The following is a 22,109-nucleotide window of genomic DNA, read 5'->3' on the forward strand; positions in this document are numbered from 1 at the left end:
CGTGCTGATCCGTCAGCAGGTGCGCAAGGTCGCCGAAGCCCTTCGCCTGGGCCTGATCTCCCAGACCAAGATCGTCACCGCGGCCAGCGAGATCGCCCGTAACGGCCTGGTCTACGGCCTGGGCGGCGAATGCCTGATCGAGGAGACGGTGCGGGCCGGCAGGCCGGCGATCCGCCTGGTGATCCGTGACAACGGTCCGGGGATCGCCGACCTCGACCGTGCCATGGTCGACGGCTATACCTCGGGCAAGGGGCTGGGGCTGGGGCTGTCCGGCTCGCGCCGGCTGGTGGACGACTTCCGCATCGAAAGCCAACCCGGTCAGGGCACCACCGTGGAGCTGTGGAAATGGCGCTGAGCGGTCAGCCGTCCAGCCTGGTGCTGCCGGTGAGTACCGCGGTGCACGTGGATGCCGCCCGGCGCGCCCTGGTGCGCCTGGCCGGCAACGTCACCCAGGACGAAACCCTGCTCGGCCGCCTGACCATCGTCGCCCAGGAACTGGGCTACAACCTGGTCCGCCATGCCGGCCATGGCGAGCTGTGCGCCACCCTCGGCGACGCCGGCGTGCTCGATGTGCTGGCGGTGGATCGCGGCCCGGGCATGCAGGACGTCGCCCGCTGCCTGACCGATCACTACAGCACGGCGGCCACCCTGGGCGCCGGGCTGGGCGCGATCCGCCGGCAGTCCGACGTCTTCGACATCCATTCGCGTCCAGGCCAGGGCACCTTGGTGCTGGCGCGCTTCCACCTGGTCGGCGCGCCGAATAGCCGGCTGCAACTCGGCGCCCTCTGTACCCCGCACCCCGAGGAGCAGGTCTGTGGCGACACCTGGGCGGTGAGCGGGCGGCGCCTGCTGGTGTGCGACGGCCTCGGCCACGGCCAGCAGGCCGCGGCGGCCAGTCGTCGCGCCCGCGAGCTGTTCCTGCGCCAGGCCGCCCATCTGCCGTTGCAGCAGCTGATGGAGAATCTGCACCAGGCGCTGATGGAAACCCGTGGCGCTGCCCTGGCGCTGGCCGAGCTGGATGCCGACCAGGGCCAGGTGAGCTTCTGTGGCATCGGCAACATCGCCGGGCGCCTGTTCGGCAACGGTACGCGCAGCCTGGTGTCCAACAACGGCACCCTGGGCTATCGGATCGGCCGCATCCAGACCTTCACCTACCCCTGGACGCCGGGCACCCTGCTGGTGCTCAACTCCGACGGCCTGACGTCCAAGGTAAGCCTGGGCGAGCACTCGGGCCTGGCCGGGCGTCATCCGGCGCTGATCGCCGCGCTGCTGCACCGCGACTTCCGTCGTCCCGCCGACGACGCCACCGTTCTGGTACTCAAGCATGTCTGATGCCCCGCCCCTGCTGACCCTCACGCTGCGCAGCGAGCAGGACGTGGTGCATTGCCGCCAGGCGGCCAAGCGTCTCGCCGCGGCCCTGGACTGGCCGCCGCTGGAGCAGATCCGCCTGGCCACTGCCGTCTCCGAGCTGGCCCGCAACATCCACCAGTACGCCGGCCAAGGCCGCTTCGAATTCGTCCTGCTGCCCGGCGAGGGCCAGGTGCTGCGCGGCCTGCAGATTCGCGCCCTCGACCAGGGTCCGGGCATCGCCGCGATAGAGGCCATCCGCGACGGCAGCTATCGCTCCGCGACCGGCATGGGCATCGGCCTGCGCGGCGCCCAGCGGCTGTTCGACGACTTCGACCTGCACACCTCCCCCGCCGGCACCCGCATCATCGCCTGCAAGTACCAGGCGCCCCGCCCGTCGCCCGACCCGGCCGCCCTCGCCGCCCTGGTCAGCGAACTGCAGGGCGCGCCAGCTCCCGATCCCTACCAGCAGATTCGCCTGCAGAGCGAGGAATTGCTGGTGACCAACACCGAGTTGCAATCCAAGCAAACGGAGCTGGAGGCCACCAACAAGGAGCTGGAGAACACCAACCAGGGCGTGGTGGCGCTCTACTCCGAGCTGGAGAAGGCGACCCAGGAACTCAAGGAGGCGAGCGAGGCCAAGGCGCGCTTCTTCTCCAACATGACCCACGAATTCCGCACCCCGATCAACATCATCGAGAACGTGGCCAAGTTGCTGGCCAGCGGGGTGGACGGCGCCCTCAACGCCGAACAGCAGCGCCAGGTGCGCTTCATCAGCGACGCGGCGCTGGAGCTGGCCAACCTGGTCAGCGAACTGCTCGCCCTGGCCGAGGTACAATCCGGGCGCCTGACCATCGTGCCCCAGCCCTTCCTGCTGGGTGACTTCATGGAGCGCCTCGCCCAGTTCGCCGCGGCCCTGGCGCCACGCTATCCCCAGGTCAGCTGCGAGATCGTGCCGGCACCGGACGCCACGACGCTGGAGACCGACGAGACGCGGCTGTTCCAGATCCTGCGCAACCTGATCTCCAACGCCTTCAAGTACACCCCCCAGGGCCGGGTACGCATCCAGGTGTTCCAGCCCGACGACGACCATCTGGAATTCCTGGTGGAAGACAGCGGCGTGGGCATCGCCGCGGCGGACCAGCAGAAGATTTTCGAGGAATTCGAGCGCATCCGCTCGCCGCACCTGACCCACATCGAGGGTACCGGGCTCGGCCTGCCCCTGGCCCAGCGCCTGGCGGTGCTGCTCAGGGGCGAGCTGTCCCTGGATAGCGAGGTCGGCCGCGGCAGCCGCTTCATCCTGCGCCTGCCCCGCCGCTACCTGACCTCCGGCGCCGCCGAGGAGCCGCTCGACCTGAGCGGTCTCACGGTGCTGGTGATCGAGGACAACGAAGGCGATCGCTACCTGGTCCGGCGCACCCTCGAGGTCGCCAACCCGGTGCTGCTGGAGGCCGACAGCGCCCGCAGCAGCCTGGACCGCCTCAACGCGGTGCGGCCCGACATCATCATCCTCGACCTCGACCTGCCCGACATCAACGGCGAGGACCTGCTCGCCAGCATGGACTGGAGCATGCATCGCCGGGTGCTGATCAACACCGCCCAGCCGCTGGACGACACCCGGCGCGAGCGGCTGCAGGAGAGCTGCCATGCCATCCTGTCCAAGCACCAGCCCGACCATGCCGAGCGCCTGCTCGCGGAGGTCTATGCCCTGGCGCGGAGTCTGAGCCATGAATAGCGCCGCGCAGCGCATCGTCATCATCGACGACACCGAGGCCAATCGCTACGTGCTGCGCAAGATCCTGGAAAGCCAGGCGCAGTACCAGGTCTGCGAAGCCGCCAGCGGCACGGCCGGGCTGGCGCTGATCGAAGACGACGTGCAACTGGTGATCATCGACGTCAACCTGCCCGACATGACCGGCTTCGAGCTGATCCAGGCCATCGAGCGCCAGCGCGGGCGGGGCCGCCTGCCGGCCATCATCAATATCTCGGCCACCTTCGTCTCCGGCCAGGACAAGGCGCGCGGCTTCAATACCGGTGCCCAGGCCTACCTCACTCACCCGATCAACCCGGACGAGGTACTGGCCACCGTCGCCGCCCTGCTCAAGGCCAGCTCCCAGGTCGGGCACATGGAGCAGCAGCGCAATTCGGCCATCGCCCGCAGCGAGAACCTGCAGGCGGAGAAGGTGATGCTCGAACGCTTCATGAGATCGCTCAACCACGACCTGCGCTCGCCCCTCACCGCCGCCACCATGGTGGTGAACCTCATGCAGCGCAACCCGGCGCGGCGCACCGACGACCTGCTGCAGACCCTGCACGACAACCTGCAGCGCATGAACCAGATGATCACCGACGTGCTCGACATCACCCACATGAGCCTGGGCGGCGGGGTGCGCCTGAGCGGCGAGCCGCTGCTGCTCGGGCCCCTGCTGACGGATGCCGCGGCCAATCTGCGCCTGCAGTTCGCCAACCCGCTCGAGCTACGCCTGGACACCCCGGAGCTGGAAGTGCGCTGGGACAGATACGCCTTCCTGCGCATCCTCGACAACCTGGTGCTCAATGCTGCCAAGCACGGCCAGGCCGGCACGCTGATCTGGGTGCACCAGCGTCTGGCCGATGATGGGGTGCTGCTGGAGCTGCGCAACCGCGGCCAGTTCCCGGACGATGTCCTGGCGAACCTGGCCACGCCCTATTTCATCTCCACCCGCAGCGACAAGCGCGGCTGGGGCCTGGGCCTGCCCATCGTCAAGGCGCTCAGCGAAAGCTTCGGTGGCGAGGCGCGCTTCGCCAATGGCGACGGCGAGGTGGTCATCATCCTGAGATTGCCGCTGCGCCTGAGCTAGTGTGGTGTTTCAGAGGTTCGCGCAAGAATTGGCGAGTGATTCTTCTGCTCGGGCCAGGCGCAGCGACGAGTCATGGCAGGGCTATGGCGAGGAGTGGCAACGCCGCCCGGGCAAAAAAAGCGCCGCCAAAATTGTGCAGTCAACTTCTGAAACACCACGCTAGGCCCTGGGCAGCATGCCTTCCAGGATCAACCGACTGGTACGGCGCACCTGTTCACGGTGGGCGGCCAGGTCCAACGGCGACTGATTGACCAGGCGCAGCAACTGCAGGTGGGAATAGTCGTTGAGCAGGAAGGCCGCCAGTTCGATGTCCAGATCCTGGCGCAGCTTCCCCAGCCGTTGCAGCTCGCGCAGGATCAGGGCGATCTCTCGTTGCAGGCGTCTGTTGAGCGTCTGGTACTTGGCCGCCACGCCCTCGTCGCCGCCGCGTAGCACCGCCGGCAGCAACTGCCGCCACAACTCGGGCGGCATGGCGTCGAGTGCATAGCCCACCAGTCGGCTTTCCAGGTCGCACAGGGCGTCCAGCGGATCGGCGTAGCTCGCCAGGCGTTCGCGACTCTCCTGCACGGCGCGGCCATCGGCCTGGACCAGCAACTCCAGCAGGATCTCCTGCTTGGAGCCGAAGTAGTTGAACACCGTCGGCGGCGAGACCTGCGCCTCACGGGCGATCTGCTCGATGGTGGTTTCCTGGAAGCCCTGGTCGACGAACAGCTGCAGCGCCGCGTCGCTGATCTGTTGCCGGCGCCTGGCTTTTTGTTGGCTACGTAATTGCGACATGGTCCGCCTCTTTGGCCGAAGTCTCTATTCTAGTCAGACAATAGTGAGAGGCAAAAATATTCTACGCTTAAATATTTTATTGACTAAAAAATTTAATGGAGACAAATTGGCTTTGCCCGCGCAAGGAGAAGCCATATGGACTCGTCCAGCCAACACCCTACTACTCTTGAATTGATGCAGGGTTTTCCGCCGCCACCGGCGCAGCGGGTGACCTGGAGCAACTGGCTACGCCCGCCCTTCAACCGCTGGGGTCTCCAGCATCTCGACCAGTTGCGACCGACCCTCGCCGTGCGCGCCGGGCAGGGTGCCCTGTCCCCCCTGGCCGCCGGGCCTGACCAACTGCTGGATTACCGTTTCACAGGTGTGCAGGGTGATTCGCTCGATCTGGCGCAGCACCTGCAGGACAGCTACACCGATGCCTTTCTGGTGCTCAAGGGCAATCAGGTCCTCTGCGAACGCTATTTCAACGGCCAGACGCCGGACAGCCGCCACAGCATGTTCTCGGTCACCAAGTCCGTGATCGGCACGCTGGCGGAACAGGCGCTGCTCCAAGGGGTGCTGTCGGCCGAGGCCCTGGCCGGTGACCTCGTCCCGGAGCTGGCCGGCAGCGCCTTCGCCGACGCCAGCGTGCGGCAGTTGCTGGACATGACCGTGGGCATCGACTACGACGAGGTCTACGACGACCCTGATTCCGCCAGTTCGCGCTATGGCTACGCCTGCGGCTTCGAGCCGGCGCCTCCCGGGCATGGGCAGCACGCCTCGCTTTACGAATACCTGCCCAGCCTGAAAAAGCGCGGCGAACACGGTGCCGCCTTCCACTATGTCACCGCCTGCACCGAGGTGCTGGCCTGGACCCTGGAACGCGCCGGTGGCCGCTCCTGCGCCACCCTGCTGGAAGAGCTCTGGCTGCAGCTCGGCTGTCGTCGCGACGGCTTCTTCGTCGCCGATCCCTGGGGCCGGGCGGTGGCCGGCGCCGGATTCGCCGCGACTCTGCAGGACATGGCCCGCTTCGGCCGACTGCTCGCCAATCGCGGTGCCCTGCCCGATGGCCGGACCCTGCTCGACCCGGCGGTGATCGACGCCCTGTCCGCCGGCGGCGATGCGGCGCTCTATGCCCAGGTCCCCGACTTCGCCGAGTGGACCCCCGGCGCCTCCTATCGCAGCCAGTGGTACGTGTTCCGTGACGGTCGCCCGGCGCTAATAGCCGGCGGCGTCCATGGCCAGTACCTCTATATCGATCCGGCGGCGCACTTGGTGGTGGTCAAGCAATCCTCGCTACCCAGTGCCAATACCGCGGCCGATATCGACACGGTGCGCCTGCTGCGCAGCCTTGGCGAGCACTTCGCTGATTAAAACCACAGAAATACTTCCGCCGTGACCCTGGTCCGGCGGCTTGGCGCCCACTGGCGCTCGAACTGCCCTGCGACAAAAAAAGCAAACGACAGGAGCGATACATGAAGAAGCGATACGGTGCCCTCGCACTTATCCTGCCTTTGAGCGGGCAATCCCTTGCCATTGCCGGCGAGACCTATCAATACGGTGACCTCGAGGTCACGCCGTTCCTCCATGCGGGCGCCGCCTCCATCAATGTACGCGGAGCCCAGTTCGGCCAGGGTCAGCCCAACACCGGCGCCACCCGCCTGGACTGGCAGGAGTTCTTCCTCAAGCCAGGGGTCAACCTCGGCTATCAGGTGAACGAGGACCTGCGCCTGCTGGCCGGCATCTCGGCCACCGGGGCAGCCACCCGGGGCGATGGCGATCCGGCCGGCTTCACCCGCAGCGGCGACCAGCGCGTGCACCTCGAAGAATCCTTCGTCGGCGCCCAGGTGGGGGACTGGCGCTTCACCGTGGGTCGGCAGAACTACCTGGTGGGCAGTGGCTTCATCGTCCAGGACGGTCGCGTCGACCTGGGCCGCGACGGCGCCTACTGGCTCGCCCCGCGCACCGCCTTCGATCGCGCCGGCGTGCTGGGCTGGGGTCACGACGCCTGGAAGGCGCAAGGCTTCACCTTGGGCGTGGCCGATTCCTTCGGCGGCGACTACCGGCTGAACGGCGGCAATCTCGACTACGACACCGGCTACGGCGTCCTCGGCGCCCTGGCCTTCGGCGTCAGCGCCAACACCCGCAACGCGGTCCCTCGCGATGGCATGCGCGTCTACAACCTGCGCTGGCTCAACGCCACGCCAGCCGGCTTGCCGGATCTCGCCCTCAGCGGCGAATACGCCTGGCAACGTGGCTCGGGCAATGGCCTGACCTACGATGCCAATGCCTGGTATGCCCAGGCCCAGTACCAGTTCAAGGACCTGCCGCTGCAGCCGCAGCTCACCTACCGCTATGCGCACTTCTCCGGCGACCCGAATCCCAGCGATACCCGCCTATCCGGCTGGGACCCGCTGACCAAGGGCTACACCGACTGGGGCACCTGGCTGATCGGTGACGTGGTAGGCAACTACCTGCTCTTCAACAGCAACGAGAACGTGCACAGCCTGCACCTCAAGACGCGGCTCAACGAGAGCTGGGCGGTGGGCGCGCTGTACCATGCCTTCAGCCTGGACCAGAAGAACTTCCAGGGCCGCCCGGTCAGCGATCGCCGCTTCGCCGACGAGACCACCCTGTACCTGGAATGGACGCCCACACCGTCGCTGTATGCCGCCGTCGCCTACAACTGGGTCCAGGCCAAGCAGGCGGCGCGCGAGGTCCTGGGGGAGGATCGGATCAGCGCCCTGGAAACCAACATCACCTACAAGTTCTGAAAACCTGTTCAAGACCTCGCGAGCCAGAGAAAAACCAGGCCCAGCGGAATGCCTGCGAAGCGGATCGAACTCGCGCTCGAGTTCACGATTCGTCGATGGGCATTCCGGCGAGCCGCCCAGGTGGTCGGCCCTCCAGGGCATTTTCGACGCCGTTTGGTCGATGCGCAGCAGGTCGTGACCAAGACTCTAGCCGCTCCTCTCTTTTCGGAGGCCTTATGCGCCATTTCTCCCTGCTGTTGCTGCTGCTCTGCACCCTGCTCCGCCTCGATCCGGCGTTGGCCGAACAACGCGAGGTGCGTGTCTACAACTGGATCGAGTACCTGCCCAAGGACGTCATCAAGGATTTCGAGCAGCAGACCGGCATCCACGTCCAGTACGACGTCTTCGACAACGTCCAGACCATGGAGTCCAAGTTGCTCACCGGCAACTCCGGCTACGACGTGGTCTTCCCCTCCGCCAGCCAGCTGGGCAAGCTGATCAAGGCCAAGGCGCTGGAGCCGCTGGACCGGGCACAGCTGCCGAACTGGAAGAATCTCGATCCGGCCTTCATGCAACGGCTGGCGGTGAACGATGCCGACAACCGCTATGCGGTGCCCTATCTCTGGGGCACCACCCTGATCGGCTACAACGTCGCCAAGATCCACGAGATCTTCGGGCCCGAGGTACAGTTCGACAGCTGGGACTTCATCTTCAAACCGGAAAACATCGCCAAGCTGAAGCAGTGCGGCGTCGCCTTCCTCGACGCCCCGGAAGAGATCCTGCCCATCGCCCTGCACTACCTGGGCCTGCCGCCCAACAGCAGCAAGCGCGAGGACTACGCCAAGGCCCAGGCGCTGATGCTGAGCATCCGTCCCTACGTCCTGTACTTCAGCTCCTCCAAGTTTCCCGTCGACCTGGCCAACGGCGACATCTGCGTGGCGGTGGGCTGGTCCGGTGCCTTTACCCAGGCGCGGAACATGGCCAAGGCTGCCGGCAAGGGCATCGAGATCGCCATGAGCCTGCCCCGGGGCGGCACCTTGCAATGGGCGGATGTCATCGCCATCCCCCAGGGCGTGCGCCATCCCGTGGAAGCCCATGCCTTCATCGACTTCCTGCTGCGCCCCGAGGTCATCGCGCGGATCAGCAACGCCTTGGAATACCCCAACCCCAACCTGCCCTCGCAGCCACTGATCGACGCCCGCCTGCGCGACGATCCTAACGTTTTCGTTCCAGTCGCGCGCCAGGCAGAACTCTTCGTGCAGGAACCTGCGGACCTGGCATTGGATCGCCTGAGAACCCGCGTCTGGACGACCATCCGCAATGGCCAGTGACACCCTTGCCCGGCTGAGCGCCGCTCCTGGTCTGAGCCTGGAGCGCTGCCTGACGCTCCTGGTGCGGATCGGGGAAGGCCAGCTGCTCGGCCGCTTGCCGGGTGGCGCCGGGGTGCGCATCAACTATCCGATCCTCGGCGGCTGCTTCGCCGTGTTCGAGAGCGGTCGTCCGAGCGCCGAGGGCGAAGTGCTGCCGGGCGGCGAGGACCGCTTCCTGGAAGGTGCCGATGGCCTGGATCGGTTGGATGCCCGCTACAGCCTGAGGACCACCGGGGGCGTGCTGATCAACGTGCGCAACCGCGGCTGGCTGAACGTGACGGCAGCGGGACGGCAGCGGATGGACGAAGGCCACTGGCCGTTGCCGGAAGCCGACTACCGCTGCCACGGCACGCCGGAATTCGAAGTGGGTGACGGACCGCTGGGCTGGCTGGCACGGGAGGTGTTCATCGCCCAGTGTCGCTATCCGGGGCGGAACGAAGTCCGGGTGGACGTCTATCGGTTGCCATCGAGGTAGCCGGGCCAGGCCCGGTAGCTCCTCACCCCCTGGAAAACGCTGACGCGGTTTTCCAGGCTACGGCTACGCGGCTGGATCGCGGCCATGACGGTCCGCCGATGCGGCCGCTCCTACAGGACATCGAACCTCTGTAGGAGCAACTGTCTTATCGCCTGAGTCACTGAAGACGAGCATCCACTCCAAGCCCCCTCTCCCTTAGGGAGAGGGCTGGGGTGAGGGAATCCTTCGCGACGAACTCACCCGTGGAAAAGGCTGCGCCGTTTTCCACACTACGACCTGTAGGAGCGGCCCATGGCCGCGATCGACGCGTAGCTGGCGTAGTTGGCGTAGTTGGCGTAGTTGGCGTAGGGCGGACAACGGCGCAGCCTTGTCCGCCGAAACCAACGTCAGGCACCTGTGGAAAACGCTGCGCGGTTTTCCAGGCTACGAGGCTCCACGGGCATCACGGCCTCAGAACTCGATCTGCACATCCCCCTGCGGGATGCTGCAGCAGGACAGGATGTAGCCTTCGGCTTCGTCTTCCTCGGTGATGCCGCCGTTGTGGTCCATGACCACCTCACCGCTCTTCTTGAGCACCTTGCAGGTGCCGCAGATGCCCATGCCGCAGGCCTTGGGGATGTGCAGGCCGAGCTTGGCAGCGGCGCCGTGGATGGTTTCGCCGGGGCCGATGTTGACGCTCTTGCCGCTCTCGGTGAAGGAGATCAGGCACTGGGCTTCCAGCGGGATCGGTGGCAGGTCCGCCGCGGCCTCGGCCTGTTCCGCCGCCTCCACCTTGGCTTCCGGTGGCGTCGCGCCGAAGGATTCCTCGTGATAGCGCGCCATGTCGAAGCCCTGCTCGCGGAGCATGGTCTTGACCGCGTTCATGTAGGGGGTGGGACCGCAGCAGAAGATCTCGCGCTCGCGGAAGTCGGGCGCCATCAGCTCCAGCATGCGGCGGTCGAAATAGCCGCGGTAGCCGGCCCAGGACTCGCCGTGCTCGGTGCGTTCGCACACCATGTTGAGCACGAAATTGTCGATCCGCGCGGCCATGTGCTCCAGCTCGTGGCGGTAGATGATGTCGCGCGGGGTACGGGCGCTGTGCACGAAGACCATGTCGACGTTGGCGTTGGTGTCGTAGAACCAGCGCGCCATGGACATCACCGGGGTGATGCCCACCCCGCCGGAGAGATAGAGCACCTTGTCGGCGGGGAAGTCGATGGCGTTGAACAGGCCCACCGGGCCATGCACGGCCAGGGTGTCGCCGACCTTCAGGTTGTCGTGCAGCCAGTTGGACACCTGGCCACCCGGCACGCGCTTGACGGTGATGGAGAAGCTGTAGGGCACCGAGGGCGAGCTGGAGATGGTGTAGGAGCGCATCACCTGCTGGCCGTTGATCTCCAGCTCCAGGGTGACGAACTGCCCGGGCTTGAAGAAGTACATCAGCGGGATTTCCGCGGTGAAGCAGAAGGTGCGCACGTCCCAGGTTTCCTGGATCACCTTGACGCAGCGCACGGGGTGGCGGCCATTGGTCCAGGTCTGGGTGGTAACGGGGTTGATGAAGGTATTCATGGCGCACCTCGACTGCCGCTCGGGCTATTGGCGGCGATTCTGTGAGGGCCCCACGACCGTCACTTTCCCAATCGCGACATCCACATGCCGATGGCGACCGGCCCAGCAATGACGAGGGCTGGGGCGTCGTGAACAGCGTCGGCCATGTCGCCCATGAGCAAGGCCCCCTCCCGGCTCCGGCCCCACACTCCGCCCCAAGCCGAACCTGAACAGCGCGCGACGGGCGAAGCACCGGGTCATTCGGCGGCCCTGCCCCGTCAGCCAACAGCCTTGCAATACCGTGACCAACCACTTTTCGCCACCCGCCGGGTGGCCACGAGGATGTACGATGGACGTCAGCACCTTGAGTTTGGGCGACCCTCTCGATCCGGCCCGCAAGGCCACGGCCGAGATGCTGCGCACCCGCGAGCGCACCTATTCCCTGCCCCAGCCGTTCTACAACGACGAGCGCCTGTTCCAGATCGACATGCAGGAGATCTTCGGCAAGGAATGGCTGATCGCCGGCATGACCTGCGAGATCCCCACCAAGGGCAACTTCATCACCCTGCAACTCGGTGACAATCCGATCCTGGTGGTCCGTGGCGCCGAAGGCAAGGTCCACGCCTTCCACAACGTCTGCCGCCACCGCGGTTCGCGCCTGTGCGTGAGCGACAAGGGCAAGGTCGCCAAGCTGGTCTGCCCCTACCACCAGTGGACCTACGAGCTGGACGGCCGCCTGCTGTTCGCCGGCACCGAGATGGGCGCCGACTTCAACATGGCCGACTTCAACCTCAAGCCGATCCACGTCAAGACCGCCGGCGGCTACATCTTCATCTCCCTGGCCGACGAACCGCCGGCCATCGACGACTTCCTGCGTACGCTCGAGCACTACATGGAGCCGTACGACATGGAGAACGCCAAGGTCGCGGTGCGCACCGACCTGGTCGAGCAGGCCAACTGGAAGCTGGTGCTGGAGAACAACCGCGAGTGCTACCACTGCAGCGGCTCCCACCCCGAATTGCTGAACACCCTGCTGGAATGGGACGACGTCACCGATCCGCGCGCCTCCCAGGCGTTCAAGGATCAGGTCGCCGCCTGCACCACGCGCTGGGACGCCGACAAGATCCCCTATGCCCATGCCAGCTTCGGCCTGCGCAACCGTATCGTGCGCATGCCGCTGCTCGCCGGCACCGTGTCCATGACCATGGACGGCAAGCCGGGCTGCAAGAAACTCATGGGGCGCATCACCGATCCGGACCTGGGCTCCATGCGCATCCTGCACCTGCCGCATTCCTGGAACCACTGCATGGGCGATCACATGATCGTCTTCACCGTCTGGCCCCTGGGTCCGACCGAGACCGTGGTGACCACCAAGTGGCTGGTGCACAAGGATGCCGTGGAAGGCGTCGACTACGACCCGAACAACCTGCGCAAGGTCTGGGACGCCACCAACGACCAGGATCGGCGCCTGGCCGAGGAAAACCAGCGCGGCATCAACTCCAAGGCCTACCAGCCCGGGCCTTACTCAAAGACTTACGAATTCGGCGTGATCAACTTCATCGACTGGTACAGCGAGCGGCTGCTCGCCAACCTCGGCGAAGAGGCGCCGGCAGCGCATCTGCGCCAGGTGAGCGGCGACTGATACCAGACTCCGCTGCTGCCCCCGGGGTCACAACGACTCCGGGGCATTTGTCAATAAGCTGTCTTTTCACTTTGTGCGACTTTTTGACGCACCTCGGTGCCGAGTTTTTTAGCCAGCACATCCTCTAGATTTGTGACCCTGCTCTCATTAATTCATCCTTTGCAGGCCGTCATGACTCTCCGCTCGCTCTCCATCGCTACCCGCAACCTGCTCTGCTTCGGCATCCTGGTGCTGCTCGTCGCCGCCCTCGGACTGTTCGGCTGGTATCAGCTGGCCCAGATCCGCCAGTTGGGGCACCAGGTGGAGCAACAGCATGTTCCCGCCCTCGTCGAAGCTGACGATCTCGGCCTGGGGCTGGCCCGAATCCGCAGCGAGACCCTGCGCCTGCTGGCCATGCCCGATCCCGATACCTTGGCCACCACTCGCAAGAAGCTGGACAGCCTGAACCAGCAGGTCGTGGCCCTCTTCGATAGCTATCAGCGACGGCCGCTCTCCCCGCAGCGCCGGCAGGCGCTGAACGATCTGCGCCAGGTGCTCGGCCAGTACATGCAGGGCGTACGTCAGCTGACCGATCTGGTCACGGCCGGCCAACTCGACGAAGCGCGCCAGTCGGTCCGGAGCTTGACGCAGTTGGGCATCCGGATGAACGTCGGTGTCGATACGCTCCGCGCCGCCGTGGCGGAGGATATCCACACCGCCAGCACCGAGGCGGACGAGTCCTATACGAGCTCCACGAACGTGACCTGGCTGGCGATCCTGCTGGCCCTGGCGCTCACCGGCCTGCTCGCCTGGCGTCTGACTCGTAGCGTCGCCATCCCCATCGCCCAGGCGGTGGCGGCAGCCCGTACCATCGCCTCCGGCGACCTCACCCAGCCGCTGGAAACCCGCGGGCGCGACGAGGCGGCCCAGTTGCTGCAGGCCATGCAGCAGATGCAGGGCCAGTTGCGCGAGACCCTCGCGCACATCGGCGATTCGGCCACCCAGTTGGCCTCCGCTGCCGAGGAGATGACCACGGTCATGCAGGAAAGCGCCGCCGGCCTGCAGCAGCAGAACAGCGAGATCGAACTGGCCGCCACCGCCGTCACCGAGATGAGCCAGGCGGTCGAGGAGGTCGCCGGCAACGCCAGCTCGACCTCCACCGCATCGCGCCAGGCCGCCGATACCGCGCGCCAGGGCCAGCGCCAGTTGGGCGACACCCTCGACGCCATCGAAGCCCTCACCGAGCAGGTCCTCGGCGCCAGTGCCCAGGCCCGTGAGCTGGAAAGCCAGACCCGCGACATCAGCCAGGTGCTGGACGTGATCCGCGCGGTGGCCGAGCAGACCAATCTGCTGGCGCTCAACGCCGCCATCGAAGCCGCCCGGGCCGGTGAGGCGGGCCGCGGCTTCGCCGTGGTAGCCGACGAGGTCCGCGCCCTGGCCAAGCGCACCGGGGACTCCACCAGCGAGATAGAGAAGATGATCGGCAACATCCAGCAGGGTACCGGCCAGACCGTCGATGCCTTGCTCACCAGCGCCGACCAGGCACGCCAGACCCGCGAGCAGGCGCAATCCGCCAACGCCGCCCTGGCCGCCATCGCCCAGTCGGTCTCCGGCATCGACGAGCGCAACCTGGTGATCGCCAGTGCCGCCGAGGAACAGGCCCAGGTGGCCCGCGAGGTGGACCGCAACCTGGTACGCATCCGCGATCTGTCGGTACAGACTGCCGCTGGCGCCGATCAGACCCGCGGCGCCAGCCAGCAATTGGCGAATCTGGCCACGACCTTGAGCGGCCAGGTGCAGCGTTTCCAGTTCTGAGAGCCTGTTCAACCTCTGCTGCGCGTCGGCCAAGTGGCGTTGAAAATGGCCTGGGTCGCCAGCCCCGTCTGAGCGGCCCCGTCGCCCTGCTCCTTTACCACTCGCAAACCCGTGCGCGAGTCCAATCCGCTTCCTCAGCCCTTTTCGCGGGGCCGTCTAGGCCTTGTTCGGCTCTAGCTCGCGCGACGTGGAACAGGCTCTGAGCGTGGTTGCCTCGCCATGGCCTGCAGAGGGCACTGCGGATGCGCCTCGCCAATGACGGTCATTGATCAGCTTTCTGACAAATGACCGTCAAGTCACGCGGGCGATAGCCGTTATAGGAAGCCTCAATTTCCTAAGGGGCTGCCGCCATGACCTTCCGATCCTTCTCCATCGCCGTCCGCAGTCTGCTCTGCTTCGGCCTGCTCGCCGTGCTCGTGGCCAGCCTGGGCCTGTTCGGGCTGCTGCAACTCTCGCAGATCCGCCACCAGGGCCTCGTCATCGAGACCAACAACGTCCCCAGTATCGTCGAGGCCGACAACCTGGCCCTGCAGCTGGCTCGTACCCGGGTCGAGGTGCTGCGTCTGCTGGCCATTCCCGATGCCGCGACCGTCGCGGCCACGCGCAAGAAGATCGACGGCATCAGCACCGAGGTCGAAGCCGGTTTCAACCGCTATCAGCAACTGGTCAGCACCGACGAGGAACGCCAGGCCTTCGACGCCCTGCGCCAGATCCATCGCGACTACGGGCGCTACATCGGCCAGCTCGCCGACCTCATCAACGTGGGCAAACTGGACGAGGCGCGCGCCCTGATCCAATCCAGCATGGCCCAGCTCGGCAGCCAGATGAACGAGCGCACCGAAGCCCTGCGCAAGATCAACCAGTCCGATATTCAGGCCGCGTCCCGGCAGTCCAGCGCCACCTACGGCCAGGCGCAATCCATCACCTGGATCGTCATCGCCCTGGCCCTGGGCCTCACCGTGCTGCTGGCCTGGCGCCTGACCCTGAGCATGACCCGGCCCATCGCCGAGGCCGTCGACGCCGCCAAGACCATCGCCAGCGGTGACCTGACCCAAACCCTGGATACCCGCGGTCACGACGAAGCCGCCCAGTTGCTGCAGGCCATGCAGCAGATGCAGACCAACCTGCGCGATACCCTGGCGCACCTGGGCCATTCCGCCGTGCAGCTGGCCTCGGCTGCCGAGGAGATGACCGCGGTGATGCAGGAAAGCGCCACCGGTCTGCAGCAGCAGAACAGCGAGATCGAGATGGCGGCCACCGCCGTCACCGAGATGAGCCAGGCGGTGGACGAGGTGGCCGGCAACGCGACCTCCACCTCCTCCGAATCGCGCCAGGCCGCCGATACCGCCCGCCAGGGGCAGCGCCAGCTGGGCGATACCCTGGGCGCCATCGAGGTACTGACCGAAAACGTGTTGGGCGCCAGCGAGCAGGCGCGTCAGCTGGCCGAGCAGACCCGCAACATCAGCCAGGTGCTGGACGTCATCCGCTCGGTCGCCGAGCAGACCAACCTGCTGGCGCTCAACGCCGCCATCGAAGCGGCTCGCGCCGGCGATGCCGGTCGGGGCTTCGCCGTGGTGGCCGACGAGGTGCGGGCCCTGGCCCATCGCACCGGCGAGTCCACCCGCGAGATCGAAGGCATGATTGGCAGCATCCAGCAGGGCACCGGCCAGACCGTCGACGCGCTGCTGACCAGCGCCGACCAGGCCCGTCAGACCCGCGAACAGGCGCAATCCGCCAACGCTGCCCTGGCCGCCATTGCCCAGTCGGTCTCCGGCATCGATGAGCGCAACCTGGTGATCGCCAGTGCCGCCGAGGAACAGGCCCAGGTAGCCCGTGAAGTGGATCGCAACCTGGTACGCATCCGCGACCTCTCGGTGCAGACCGCGGCCGGTGCCGAGCAGACCCGCGCCGCCAGCCAGCAGCTCTCCGAGCTGGCGGTGGACCTCAACGGCCAGATTCGTCGCTTCCGCGTGTGATCCACCCGGCAGGGGCGCCCGCCCCTGCCCCTGCTGCGGTAGCAAAAGCCCGAGGCGCCCGCTACGCTGGCGCCTTCGCCAGCCGCGTCCTCCTTGCATGAGCTACCGCTACGTCATCTTCGACTTCGACGGCACCCTGGCGGACAGCCTGCCCTTCCTGCTGAGCTGCCTCGGCGAACTGGCACGCTGCCACGGCTTTCGCGAGCCGGCCGTGGACGAACTGCCCCGGCTGCGCGCCGCCTCCCTCCCCGGCCTGCTGGACAGCCTGCGCATCCCCTGGTGGAAGGTACCCCACATCGCGCGCCATTATCGTCGCCTGCTGGCCCGGCGCGGTGGCGCCGTCGCCCCCTTCGCCGAGATTCCCGCCGCCCTCGAACGCCTGAGCGCCGCCGGTCTGCACCTGGGCCTGGCGACCTCCAATTCCGCCACCAGCGTGCATCAGGTGCTGCCCGAGGCAGCGCGGCTTTTCAGCGATGGCGAATACGATATTCCCCTGCTCGGCAAGGCCCGGCGCCTGACCCGCCTGCTCCGGCGGCAGGGTATCGCCGCGCGCGATTCGCTCTATGTCGGCGATGAGTTGCGCGACCTCGCAGCCGCGCGCCGCGCCGGTCTCGCCTGTGCGGCCGTGGCCTGGGGCTATGGCTGCCCAGCGACGCTGCGCGCCCAGGCACCGGATCTCTTCTTCGAACGACCGGCCGACCTGCTGCGGCTGACGTCCTCACCCTCCTGAAGGAAAGCCTATGAAGTCTCTGTTGCTGGTGTCTGGTCTCTGCCTGAGCGGTCTGCTGCAGGCGGCCGAATTGCAGGTGCGGGTGGAAACGGTGGATGGCTCCGGTGGCCACCTGCTGCTAGCCGTGTTCGCCAGCGAAGACGCCTGGAAGGAACACAAGTCACCGGTCGCCCAAGCTCATGTCGCGGCTCGGCCGGGCGCCCAGGAGCAGCGCTTCGAGCTGCCGCCCGGACGCTATGCCGTCTCGGTGATCCATGACAGCAATGACAACCAGCAGCTGGATACCAACTTCATCGGCATGCCGACCGAACAATACGGCTACAGCAACAATCCCCCGTTGCGCATGCGCATGGCCACCTTCGAGGAATGCGCCTTCATCCTGCCGGCGGAAGGCCTACGGCAGCAGGTGACCCTGCGTTAGCCATCGCCGTCATGCACAGGCTTCCAAACAGAAAACCCACAGAGTTATCCACAGCCTGGGTTAGCGACGAAAGCTCCCTTGAGCGCTGAGCAAGCGTGGATAACTCCTTGCAATACCAAGAAAAAGTCCTTGACGCGCAGTTATCCCCAAATATCGATCAAAATTTGACCACTACTCTGCAAGGCCCATGGCGACTGGCCTCCAGCCTGGAGCAAACACCCTATCCACAGCCCTATGCAGTTCTATTGTGGGTTGTGGAAAAATAGAAAAATGTCGCTGATCATTTTTTGTACGATCCTCTACAGGCCTTGCCGGACCTGGCATCGGCAGTAGGTCCCACATCTTTTCCACAAGCCCGCGCACAGTAGATGTGGGAAAACCACCCGGTCCTCGACGGAGGAAGCGGTCTTGGGCTGTTCGTGGAAATCGATCATTTCTTGCACAAAATCCCAGGAAGGCGCCCGGACAGACTTGCCGACAACTTGCCCCCGGCTTATCCACAGCCTTTACCTCTCAGGCAAGGACAAAAAAGCGAGTCAGGGGTCGATGACGTCGCTTTCGCGATAATCGATCAACAAGGGGGAAAACGATAAAAGCCTTCTGCAGCAAGGCTTTGCGCCGATGACGAACACACTGTTCACAGGGTTATGCACAGCTTGCACGGCTATGGGCATAAAAAAAGGACCGCGGATCGGTCCTTTTTGTTGAAGCCACGCCTGTCTCAGCGCGCGGTGCGTACGCTTTCCGACAACTGCCGGCACAGGCCCAACACGCCGTCGATGGCAGCGCCGCTGGATTCGGCCTTGGCGATCTGGTCCACCAGGGCCGAGCCCACCACCACACCGTCGGCCAGCCGCGCGATGACGCGGGCCTGCTCCGGCGTACGGATGCCGAAGCCCACTGCCAGTGGCAGGTCGGTGAAGCGGCGCAGGCGCGCCACCGCAGCCTCGACGTGCTCGGTGGTGGCCGAGCCCGCACCGGTCACGCCAGCGACGGAGACGTAGTAGACGAAGCCCGAGCTGGTGTTGAGTACCCGCGGCAGGCGAGCGTCGTCGGTGGTCGGGGTGGTCAGGCGGATGAAGTCGATGCCAGCGGCCTGGGCCGGCAGCGCCAGCTCGGCGTCGTGCTCCGGTGGCAAGTCGACCACGATCAGGCCGTCCACGCCGGCTTCGGCGGCCTCGGCCAGGAAGCGCTCCACGCCATAACGGTGGATGGGGTTGTAGTAGCCCATCAGCACCAACGGCGTCTCCCCTTCCTCGCGACGGAAGTCGCGCACCATCTCCAGGGTCTTGGCCAGGTTCTGGCCGCCGTGCAGGGCGCGCAGGGCAGCGGCCTGGATGGCCGGGCCATCGGCCATGGGATCGGTGAAAGGCATGCCCAGCTCGATCACGTCGGCCCCCGCGGCCGGCAGGCCCTTGAGGATCGCCAGGGAGGTGGCGTAGTCCGGATCGCCGGCGGTGGTATAGGTGACCAGGGCCGCGCGGCCCTCGGCCTTCAGCGCGGCGAAGCGGGTTTCCAGGCGGCTCATAGCGCGTCTCCCAGGTGGCTCATCACGGTTTGCATGTCCTTGTCGCCGCGGCCCGAGAGGCAGATCACCATGAGGTGGTCCTTGGGCAGGTGCGGAGCGCGCTTGTAGGCCTCGGCCAGGGCATGGGCGGACTCCAGCGCCGGGATGATGCCTTCCAGACGGCAGGTCTGGTGGAAGGCCTTGAGGGCCTCGTCATCGTTGATCGGCACGTATTCCACCCGCTTCACGTCGTGTAGATGGGCGTGCTCCGGGCCGATGCCGGGATAGTCCAGGCCGGCGGAAATGGAATGGGCATCGATGATCTGGCCGTCGTCGTCCTGCAGCAGGAAGGTCCGGTTGCCGTGCAGCACCCCCGGCACGCCACCGTTGAGACTGGAAGCGTGCTTGTCGGTATCCACACCGTGGCCGCCGGCTTCGACACCGACGATGGCCACCTCGGGATCGTCGAGGAATTCATGGAACAGGCCCATGGCGTTGGAGCCACCGCCGACGCAGGCGATCAGGCTGTCGGGCAGGCGCCCTTCCTTCTCCAGGATCTGGGCGCGGGTCTCGCGGCCGATCACCGCCTGGAAGTCACGGACCATGGCCGGATAGGGGTGCGGACCGGCCACGGTACCGATCAGGTAGAAGGTATCGGCGACGTTGGTCACCCAGTCGCGCAGGGCCTCGTTCATGGCGTCCTTCAGGGTGCCGGTGCCGGCGGTGACCGGGATCACCTCGGCGCCCAGCAGCTTCATGCGGAAGACGTTGGCCTGCTGGCGATCGATGTCGGTGCTGCCCATGTAGATGACGCAGGGCAGGCCGAAGCGCGCGGCCACGGTGGCAGTGGCCACGCCGTGCATGCCGGCGCCGGTCTCGGCGATGATGCGGGTCTTGCCCATGCGCTTGGCCAGGAGGATCTGGCCGATGCAGTTGTTGATCTTGTGCGCGCCGGTGTGGTTCAGCTCTTCGCGCTTGAGATAGATCTTGGCGCCGCCGAAATGCTCGGTGAGGCGCTCGGCGAAGTACAGCGGATTGGGCCTGCCGACGTAGTCACGCTGGAAGTAGGCCAGCTCTTCGAGGAACGCCGGGTCGTACATGGCGGTCTCGTATTCGCGCTGCAGATCGAGGATCAGCGGCATCAGGGTCTCGGCGACATAGCGGCCACCGAACTGGCCGAACATGCCTTGGGCGTCGGGGCCCTGGCGATAAGCGAACTGATTCATGGGGTTCTCCTGCGAAGATGGCTCTACCTTACCCGCTTGAATGCCGGTGATAAATCGATAAGATCGCGACGATCCGTCAGGAAATCTCACAGATGAGCGATCCCCGTGACCTCCCCCCTCTGAATGCCCTACGGGCCTTCGAGGCCACTGCACGCCTGGGCGGCATGAGCCGCGCCGGTGACGAGCTGCACGTGACACATGGTGCCGTGAGTCGGCAGATACGTGTCCTGGAGGAACAGCTCGGCGTGGCCTTGTTCCGCCGCGAAGGTCGGGGTCTGGCCCTGACCGAGGCCGGCCAGCGACTGCGTGAGGTGAGCGCCGAGACCTTCGCCCGGCTGCGCGAGGTGTGCGCGGAACTCAAGGCCGGCAGTCGCCAGGGACCCTTCGTGCTGGGTTGCCCGGGCAGCCTGGTCGCCCGCTGGTTCATCCCGCGGCTGGATCGCCTCAATCGCGATCTGCCCGAACTGCGTCTGCACCTGTCCACCCGCACCGACGATACCGAGCTGCACGCTGCCGGCCAGGACGCCACCCTGCTGTTCGCCGAGAGCGACCCTCCGGCGGAGGTCCGCGCCTATCATCTGGCGCCTGAGCGCATCGGGCCGGTGCTGAGCCCCTACTGCCCGGCCTATCTGCGACTCAAGGAAGGCAAGCTGTCGGCACTGCGGGCGGAGCGGCTGCTGCACACCCTGTCGCGCCCCCAGGCCTGGCCGCAATGGTTCGCCTTGCAGGGCGTGGCTGCGCCCGAGCTGCATTACGGGCAAGGCTTCGAGCACCTCTATTACCTGCTGGAGGCGGCGCTGTCGGGACTGGGCGTGGCGATCGCGCCGGAAACTCTGGTGGCGGCGGATCTCAAGGCGGGGCGGCTGGTGGCGCCCTGGGGCTTTGCCGCGACCGGCGCGGAGCTGGCGCTGTGGGCACCTGGCCGGTTGGCGGATGAGCGCGTGGAGCGCTTGGCGGCCTGGCTCAGGATGGAGCTGGCCGAAGCCTGAGCGAACAGGCGGAAGGCATCCCGGGGGATGCCTTCGCTCAGAGCCTGTTCATAATCTAGCGAGCTAGAGCCAAACAAGGCCTAGGCGGCCCCGCGAAAAGGGCTGAGGAAGCGGATCGGACCCGCGCTCGGATTTACGAGTGGTAAATGAGCATTCCGAAGGGGCTGGCCTTCCAGGCCATTTTCAACGCCGTTTGGCCGACGCGCAGCAGATTTCGAACAGGCTCTCAGGCCATCAGTGGTCGCCGCGCAAGAGCGCCCAACCGACCAGGATGGTCACGCCAGCGGCGATGCCGACGGTGGCCCAGGGATGCTCACGAGCGACGCCAGTGGCGGCACGACCATACTGGCGGGTCAGGCGGCGTACGTCGTCGTAGACTTCTTCCAGGGAATCACCCGAGTGATGCAGGGCTTCGCGGGCAGTGCTCTTGAGCGAGTGCAGGCCGCTGCGGGATTCGCGGGCCGCACTCTTCTTCAGGGACGCCAGCGAGTCGAGCAGGCTGCTGATTTCGTTCTCGATGCTGGCGATGGACGCCTGGTAATCGGTATTGCGGGCCATGACAACCTCCTGAGGTGGACAGATTCATGAAATGTGACTGCCGGGCCGCTTGAAAGTGCAGCAAAGCCCTGCGCGAGAGCCCGGGCAATGAACTTATCGGGGCTTTCCGCGGCCTGAAATGACAGCGGCACCTTTCCCGGCGAGTCGACCGCGACACCGGTCAACGCGTTGCCAGCCGCCGGCTGCGACGCCCGTCAT

At 66.1% G+C, this 22,109-nt stretch carries 19 protein-coding genes; 14 read left to right on the forward strand and 5 right to left on the reverse strand.

Features of this window, described 5'->3' with window-relative positions:
• Nucleotide 1 precedes the first annotated feature (1 nt).
• Genes AR540_RS10150 through AR540_RS10165 form a run of 4 tightly spaced genes read left to right on the forward strand, consistent with a single transcriptional unit; the run spans nucleotide 2 to nucleotide 4,187 of the window.
• Complete coding sequence (locus AR540_RS10150) at nucleotides 2–355, forward strand: ATP-binding protein (RefSeq protein ID WP_082706971.1); 354 nt, start codon at nucleotides 2–4, stop codon at nucleotides 353–355.
• The gene (locus tag AR540_RS10155; protein WP_236712043.1) at nucleotides 346–1,332 is read left to right on the forward strand and encodes a SpoIIE family protein phosphatase; all 987 of its coding nucleotides are present in this window, start codon (nucleotides 346–348) and stop codon (nucleotides 1,330–1,332) included. Before AR540_RS10150 ends, AR540_RS10155 begins: the two co-directional genes overlap by 10 nt.
• Nucleotides 1,325–3,082: an ATP-binding protein gene (locus tag AR540_RS10160; protein ID WP_059228541.1), complete on the forward strand. Its 1,758-nt coding sequence runs from the start codon at nucleotides 1,325–1,327 to the stop codon at nucleotides 3,080–3,082. Before AR540_RS10155 ends, AR540_RS10160 begins: the two co-directional genes overlap by 8 nt.
• Nucleotides 3,075–4,187 (forward strand): hybrid sensor histidine kinase/response regulator, encoded by a 1,113-nt coding sequence (locus tag AR540_RS10165; RefSeq protein WP_059228543.1) that lies wholly within the window; start codon nucleotides 3,075–3,077, stop codon nucleotides 4,185–4,187. The genes AR540_RS10160 and AR540_RS10165 overlap by 8 nt, the downstream gene beginning before the upstream one ends.
• A gap of 159 nt (nucleotides 4,188–4,346) precedes the next feature.
• On the opposite strand, the gene AR540_RS10170 is transcribed toward AR540_RS10165, so the two are convergent.
• Nucleotides 4,347–4,964, reverse strand: a complete 618-nt coding sequence (locus tag AR540_RS10170) for a TetR/AcrR family transcriptional regulator (RefSeq protein ID WP_059228545.1) — start codon at nucleotides 4,962–4,964, stop codon at nucleotides 4,347–4,349.
• Nucleotides 4,965–5,099: 135 nt separating this feature from the next.
• Here AR540_RS10170 and AR540_RS10175 point away from each other — a divergent pair, with 135 nt between their 5' ends.
• From AR540_RS10175 to AR540_RS10190, 4 genes are all read left to right on the forward strand, one after another.
• On the forward strand, nucleotides 5,100–6,317 hold the full coding sequence (locus tag AR540_RS10175; RefSeq protein ID WP_059228547.1) for a serine hydrolase domain-containing protein: 1,218 nt from the start codon (nucleotides 5,100–5,102) through the stop codon (nucleotides 6,315–6,317).
• Between the two features lie 101 nt (nucleotides 6,318–6,418).
• Nucleotides 6,419–7,717: an alginate export family protein gene (locus AR540_RS10180; protein ID WP_059228548.1), complete on the forward strand. Its 1,299-nt coding sequence runs from the start codon at nucleotides 6,419–6,421 to the stop codon at nucleotides 7,715–7,717.
• Between the two features lie 215 nt (nucleotides 7,718–7,932).
• Complete coding sequence (locus AR540_RS10185) at nucleotides 7,933–9,027, forward strand: polyamine ABC transporter substrate-binding protein (protein WP_059228551.1); 1,095 nt, start codon at nucleotides 7,933–7,935, stop codon at nucleotides 9,025–9,027.
• A complete protein-coding gene (locus tag AR540_RS10190) occupies nucleotides 9,017–9,541 on the forward strand; it encodes a DUF3237 domain-containing protein (protein ID WP_059228553.1) in 525 nt (174 codons plus the stop codon). The genes AR540_RS10185 and AR540_RS10190 overlap by 11 nt, the downstream gene beginning before the upstream one ends.
• Before the next feature lie 450 nt (nucleotides 9,542–9,991).
• Here AR540_RS10190 and AR540_RS10195 read toward each other — a convergent pair whose 3' ends face one another.
• Nucleotides 9,992–11,089: a hybrid-cluster NAD(P)-dependent oxidoreductase gene (locus tag AR540_RS10195; protein WP_059228555.1), complete on the reverse strand. Its 1,098-nt coding sequence runs from the start codon at nucleotides 11,087–11,089 to the stop codon at nucleotides 9,992–9,994.
• A 328-nt stretch (nucleotides 11,090–11,417) separates the two neighbouring features.
• Here AR540_RS10195 and gbcA point away from each other — a divergent pair, with 328 nt between their 5' ends.
• From gbcA to AR540_RS10220, 5 genes are all read left to right on the forward strand, one after another.
• Nucleotides 11,418–12,710: a glycine-betaine demethylase subunit GbcA gene (gene gbcA / locus AR540_RS10200; RefSeq protein WP_059228557.1), complete on the forward strand. Its 1,293-nt coding sequence runs from the start codon at nucleotides 11,418–11,420 to the stop codon at nucleotides 12,708–12,710.
• A 171-nt stretch (nucleotides 12,711–12,881) separates the two neighbouring features.
• A complete protein-coding gene (locus AR540_RS10205; protein WP_059229720.1) occupies nucleotides 12,882–14,504 on the forward strand; it encodes a methyl-accepting chemotaxis protein in 1,623 nt (540 codons plus the stop codon).
• Nucleotides 14,505–14,854: 350 nt separating this feature from the next.
• Nucleotides 14,855–16,480 carry a methyl-accepting chemotaxis protein gene (locus AR540_RS10210; RefSeq protein WP_059228559.1) on the forward strand — a complete coding sequence of 542 codons (1,626 nt, stop codon included), beginning with the start codon at nucleotides 14,855–14,857 and terminating at the stop codon, nucleotides 16,478–16,480.
• Between the two features lie 97 nt (nucleotides 16,481–16,577).
• Nucleotides 16,578–17,210 (forward strand): HAD hydrolase-like protein, encoded by a 633-nt coding sequence (locus AR540_RS10215; protein WP_059228561.1) that lies wholly within the window; start codon nucleotides 16,578–16,580, stop codon nucleotides 17,208–17,210.
• A 10-nt stretch (nucleotides 17,211–17,220) separates the two neighbouring features.
• Nucleotides 17,221–17,631 (forward strand): DUF2141 domain-containing protein, encoded by a 411-nt coding sequence (locus AR540_RS10220; RefSeq protein WP_059228563.1) that lies wholly within the window; start codon nucleotides 17,221–17,223, stop codon nucleotides 17,629–17,631.
• 721 nt (nucleotides 17,632–18,352) lie between these two features.
• On the opposite strand, the gene trpA is transcribed toward AR540_RS10220, so the two are convergent.
• Both trpA and trpB read right to left on the reverse strand, forming a co-directional pair.
• Nucleotides 18,353–19,159, reverse strand: coding sequence for a tryptophan synthase subunit alpha (trpA, locus tag AR540_RS10225; RefSeq protein ID WP_059228565.1), 807 nt, complete (start codon nucleotides 19,157–19,159; stop codon nucleotides 18,353–18,355).
• Nucleotides 19,156–20,364 carry a tryptophan synthase subunit beta gene (gene trpB / locus AR540_RS10230; protein WP_059228567.1) on the reverse strand — a complete coding sequence of 403 codons (1,209 nt, stop codon included), beginning with the start codon at nucleotides 20,362–20,364 and terminating at the stop codon, nucleotides 19,156–19,158. The genes trpA and trpB overlap by 4 nt, the downstream gene beginning before the upstream one ends.
• Before the next feature lie 92 nt (nucleotides 20,365–20,456).
• On the opposite strand from trpB, the gene AR540_RS10235 reads away from it, so the two are divergent.
• Entirely contained in the window at nucleotides 20,457–21,353 is an 897-nt protein-coding gene (locus AR540_RS10235; RefSeq protein ID WP_059228570.1) for a LysR family transcriptional regulator, read from the forward strand.
• A 234-nt stretch (nucleotides 21,354–21,587) separates the two neighbouring features.
• Here the strand turns inward: AR540_RS10235 and AR540_RS10240 are convergent, their stop codons facing one another.
• Entirely contained in the window at nucleotides 21,588–21,911 is a 324-nt protein-coding gene (locus AR540_RS10240) for a DUF883 family protein (protein WP_059228573.1), read from the reverse strand.
• Nucleotides 21,912–22,109 lie beyond the last annotated feature (198 nt).

The sequence above is a fragment of the Pseudomonas sp. EpS/L25 genome (genome assembly GCF_001512295.1).
In the GTDB taxonomy this organism is placed as follows: Bacteria; Pseudomonadota; Gammaproteobacteria; order Pseudomonadales; family Pseudomonadaceae; genus Chryseomonas.

Coding starts and splice junctions, on each gene's coding strand:
- AR540_RS10155 (WP_236712043.1), top strand. CDS start 346: ATGGCGCTGAGCGGTCAGCCGTCCAGCCTGGTGCTGCCGGTGAGTACC.
- AR540_RS10160 (WP_059228541.1), top strand. CDS start 1,325: ATGTCTGATGCCCCGCCCCTGCTGACCCTCACGCTGCGCAGCGAGCAG.
- AR540_RS10165 (WP_059228543.1), top strand. CDS start 3,075: ATGAATAGCGCCGCGCAGCGCATCGTCATCATCGACGACACCGAGGCC.
- AR540_RS10170 (WP_059228545.1), bottom strand. CDS start 4,964: ATGTCGCAATTACGTAGCCAACAAAAAGCCAGGCGCCGGCAACAGATC.
- AR540_RS10175 (WP_059228547.1), top strand. CDS start 5,100: ATGGACTCGTCCAGCCAACACCCTACTACTCTTGAATTGATGCAGGGT.
- AR540_RS10180 (WP_059228548.1), top strand. CDS start 6,419: ATGAAGAAGCGATACGGTGCCCTCGCACTTATCCTGCCTTTGAGCGGG.
- AR540_RS10185 (WP_059228551.1), top strand. CDS start 7,933: ATGCGCCATTTCTCCCTGCTGTTGCTGCTGCTCTGCACCCTGCTCCGC.
- AR540_RS10190 (WP_059228553.1), top strand. CDS start 9,017: ATGGCCAGTGACACCCTTGCCCGGCTGAGCGCCGCTCCTGGTCTGAGC.
- AR540_RS10195 (WP_059228555.1), bottom strand. CDS start 11,089: ATGAATACCTTCATCAACCCCGTTACCACCCAGACCTGGACCAATGGC.
- gbcA (WP_059228557.1), top strand. CDS start 11,418: ATGGACGTCAGCACCTTGAGTTTGGGCGACCCTCTCGATCCGGCCCGC.
- AR540_RS10205 (WP_059229720.1), top strand. CDS start 12,882: ATGACTCTCCGCTCGCTCTCCATCGCTACCCGCAACCTGCTCTGCTTC.
- AR540_RS10210 (WP_059228559.1), top strand. CDS start 14,855: ATGACCTTCCGATCCTTCTCCATCGCCGTCCGCAGTCTGCTCTGCTTC.
- AR540_RS10215 (WP_059228561.1), top strand. CDS start 16,578: ATGAGCTACCGCTACGTCATCTTCGACTTCGACGGCACCCTGGCGGAC.
- AR540_RS10220 (WP_059228563.1), top strand. CDS start 17,221: ATGAAGTCTCTGTTGCTGGTGTCTGGTCTCTGCCTGAGCGGTCTGCTG.
- trpA (WP_059228565.1), bottom strand. CDS start 19,159: ATGAGCCGCCTGGAAACCCGCTTCGCCGCGCTGAAGGCCGAGGGCCGC.
- trpB (WP_059228567.1), bottom strand. CDS start 20,364: ATGAATCAGTTCGCTTATCGCCAGGGCCCCGACGCCCAAGGCATGTTC.
- AR540_RS10235 (WP_059228570.1), top strand. CDS start 20,457: ATGAGCGATCCCCGTGACCTCCCCCCTCTGAATGCCCTACGGGCCTTC.
- AR540_RS10240 (WP_059228573.1), bottom strand. CDS start 21,911: ATGGCCCGCAATACCGATTACCAGGCGTCCATCGCCAGCATCGAGAAC.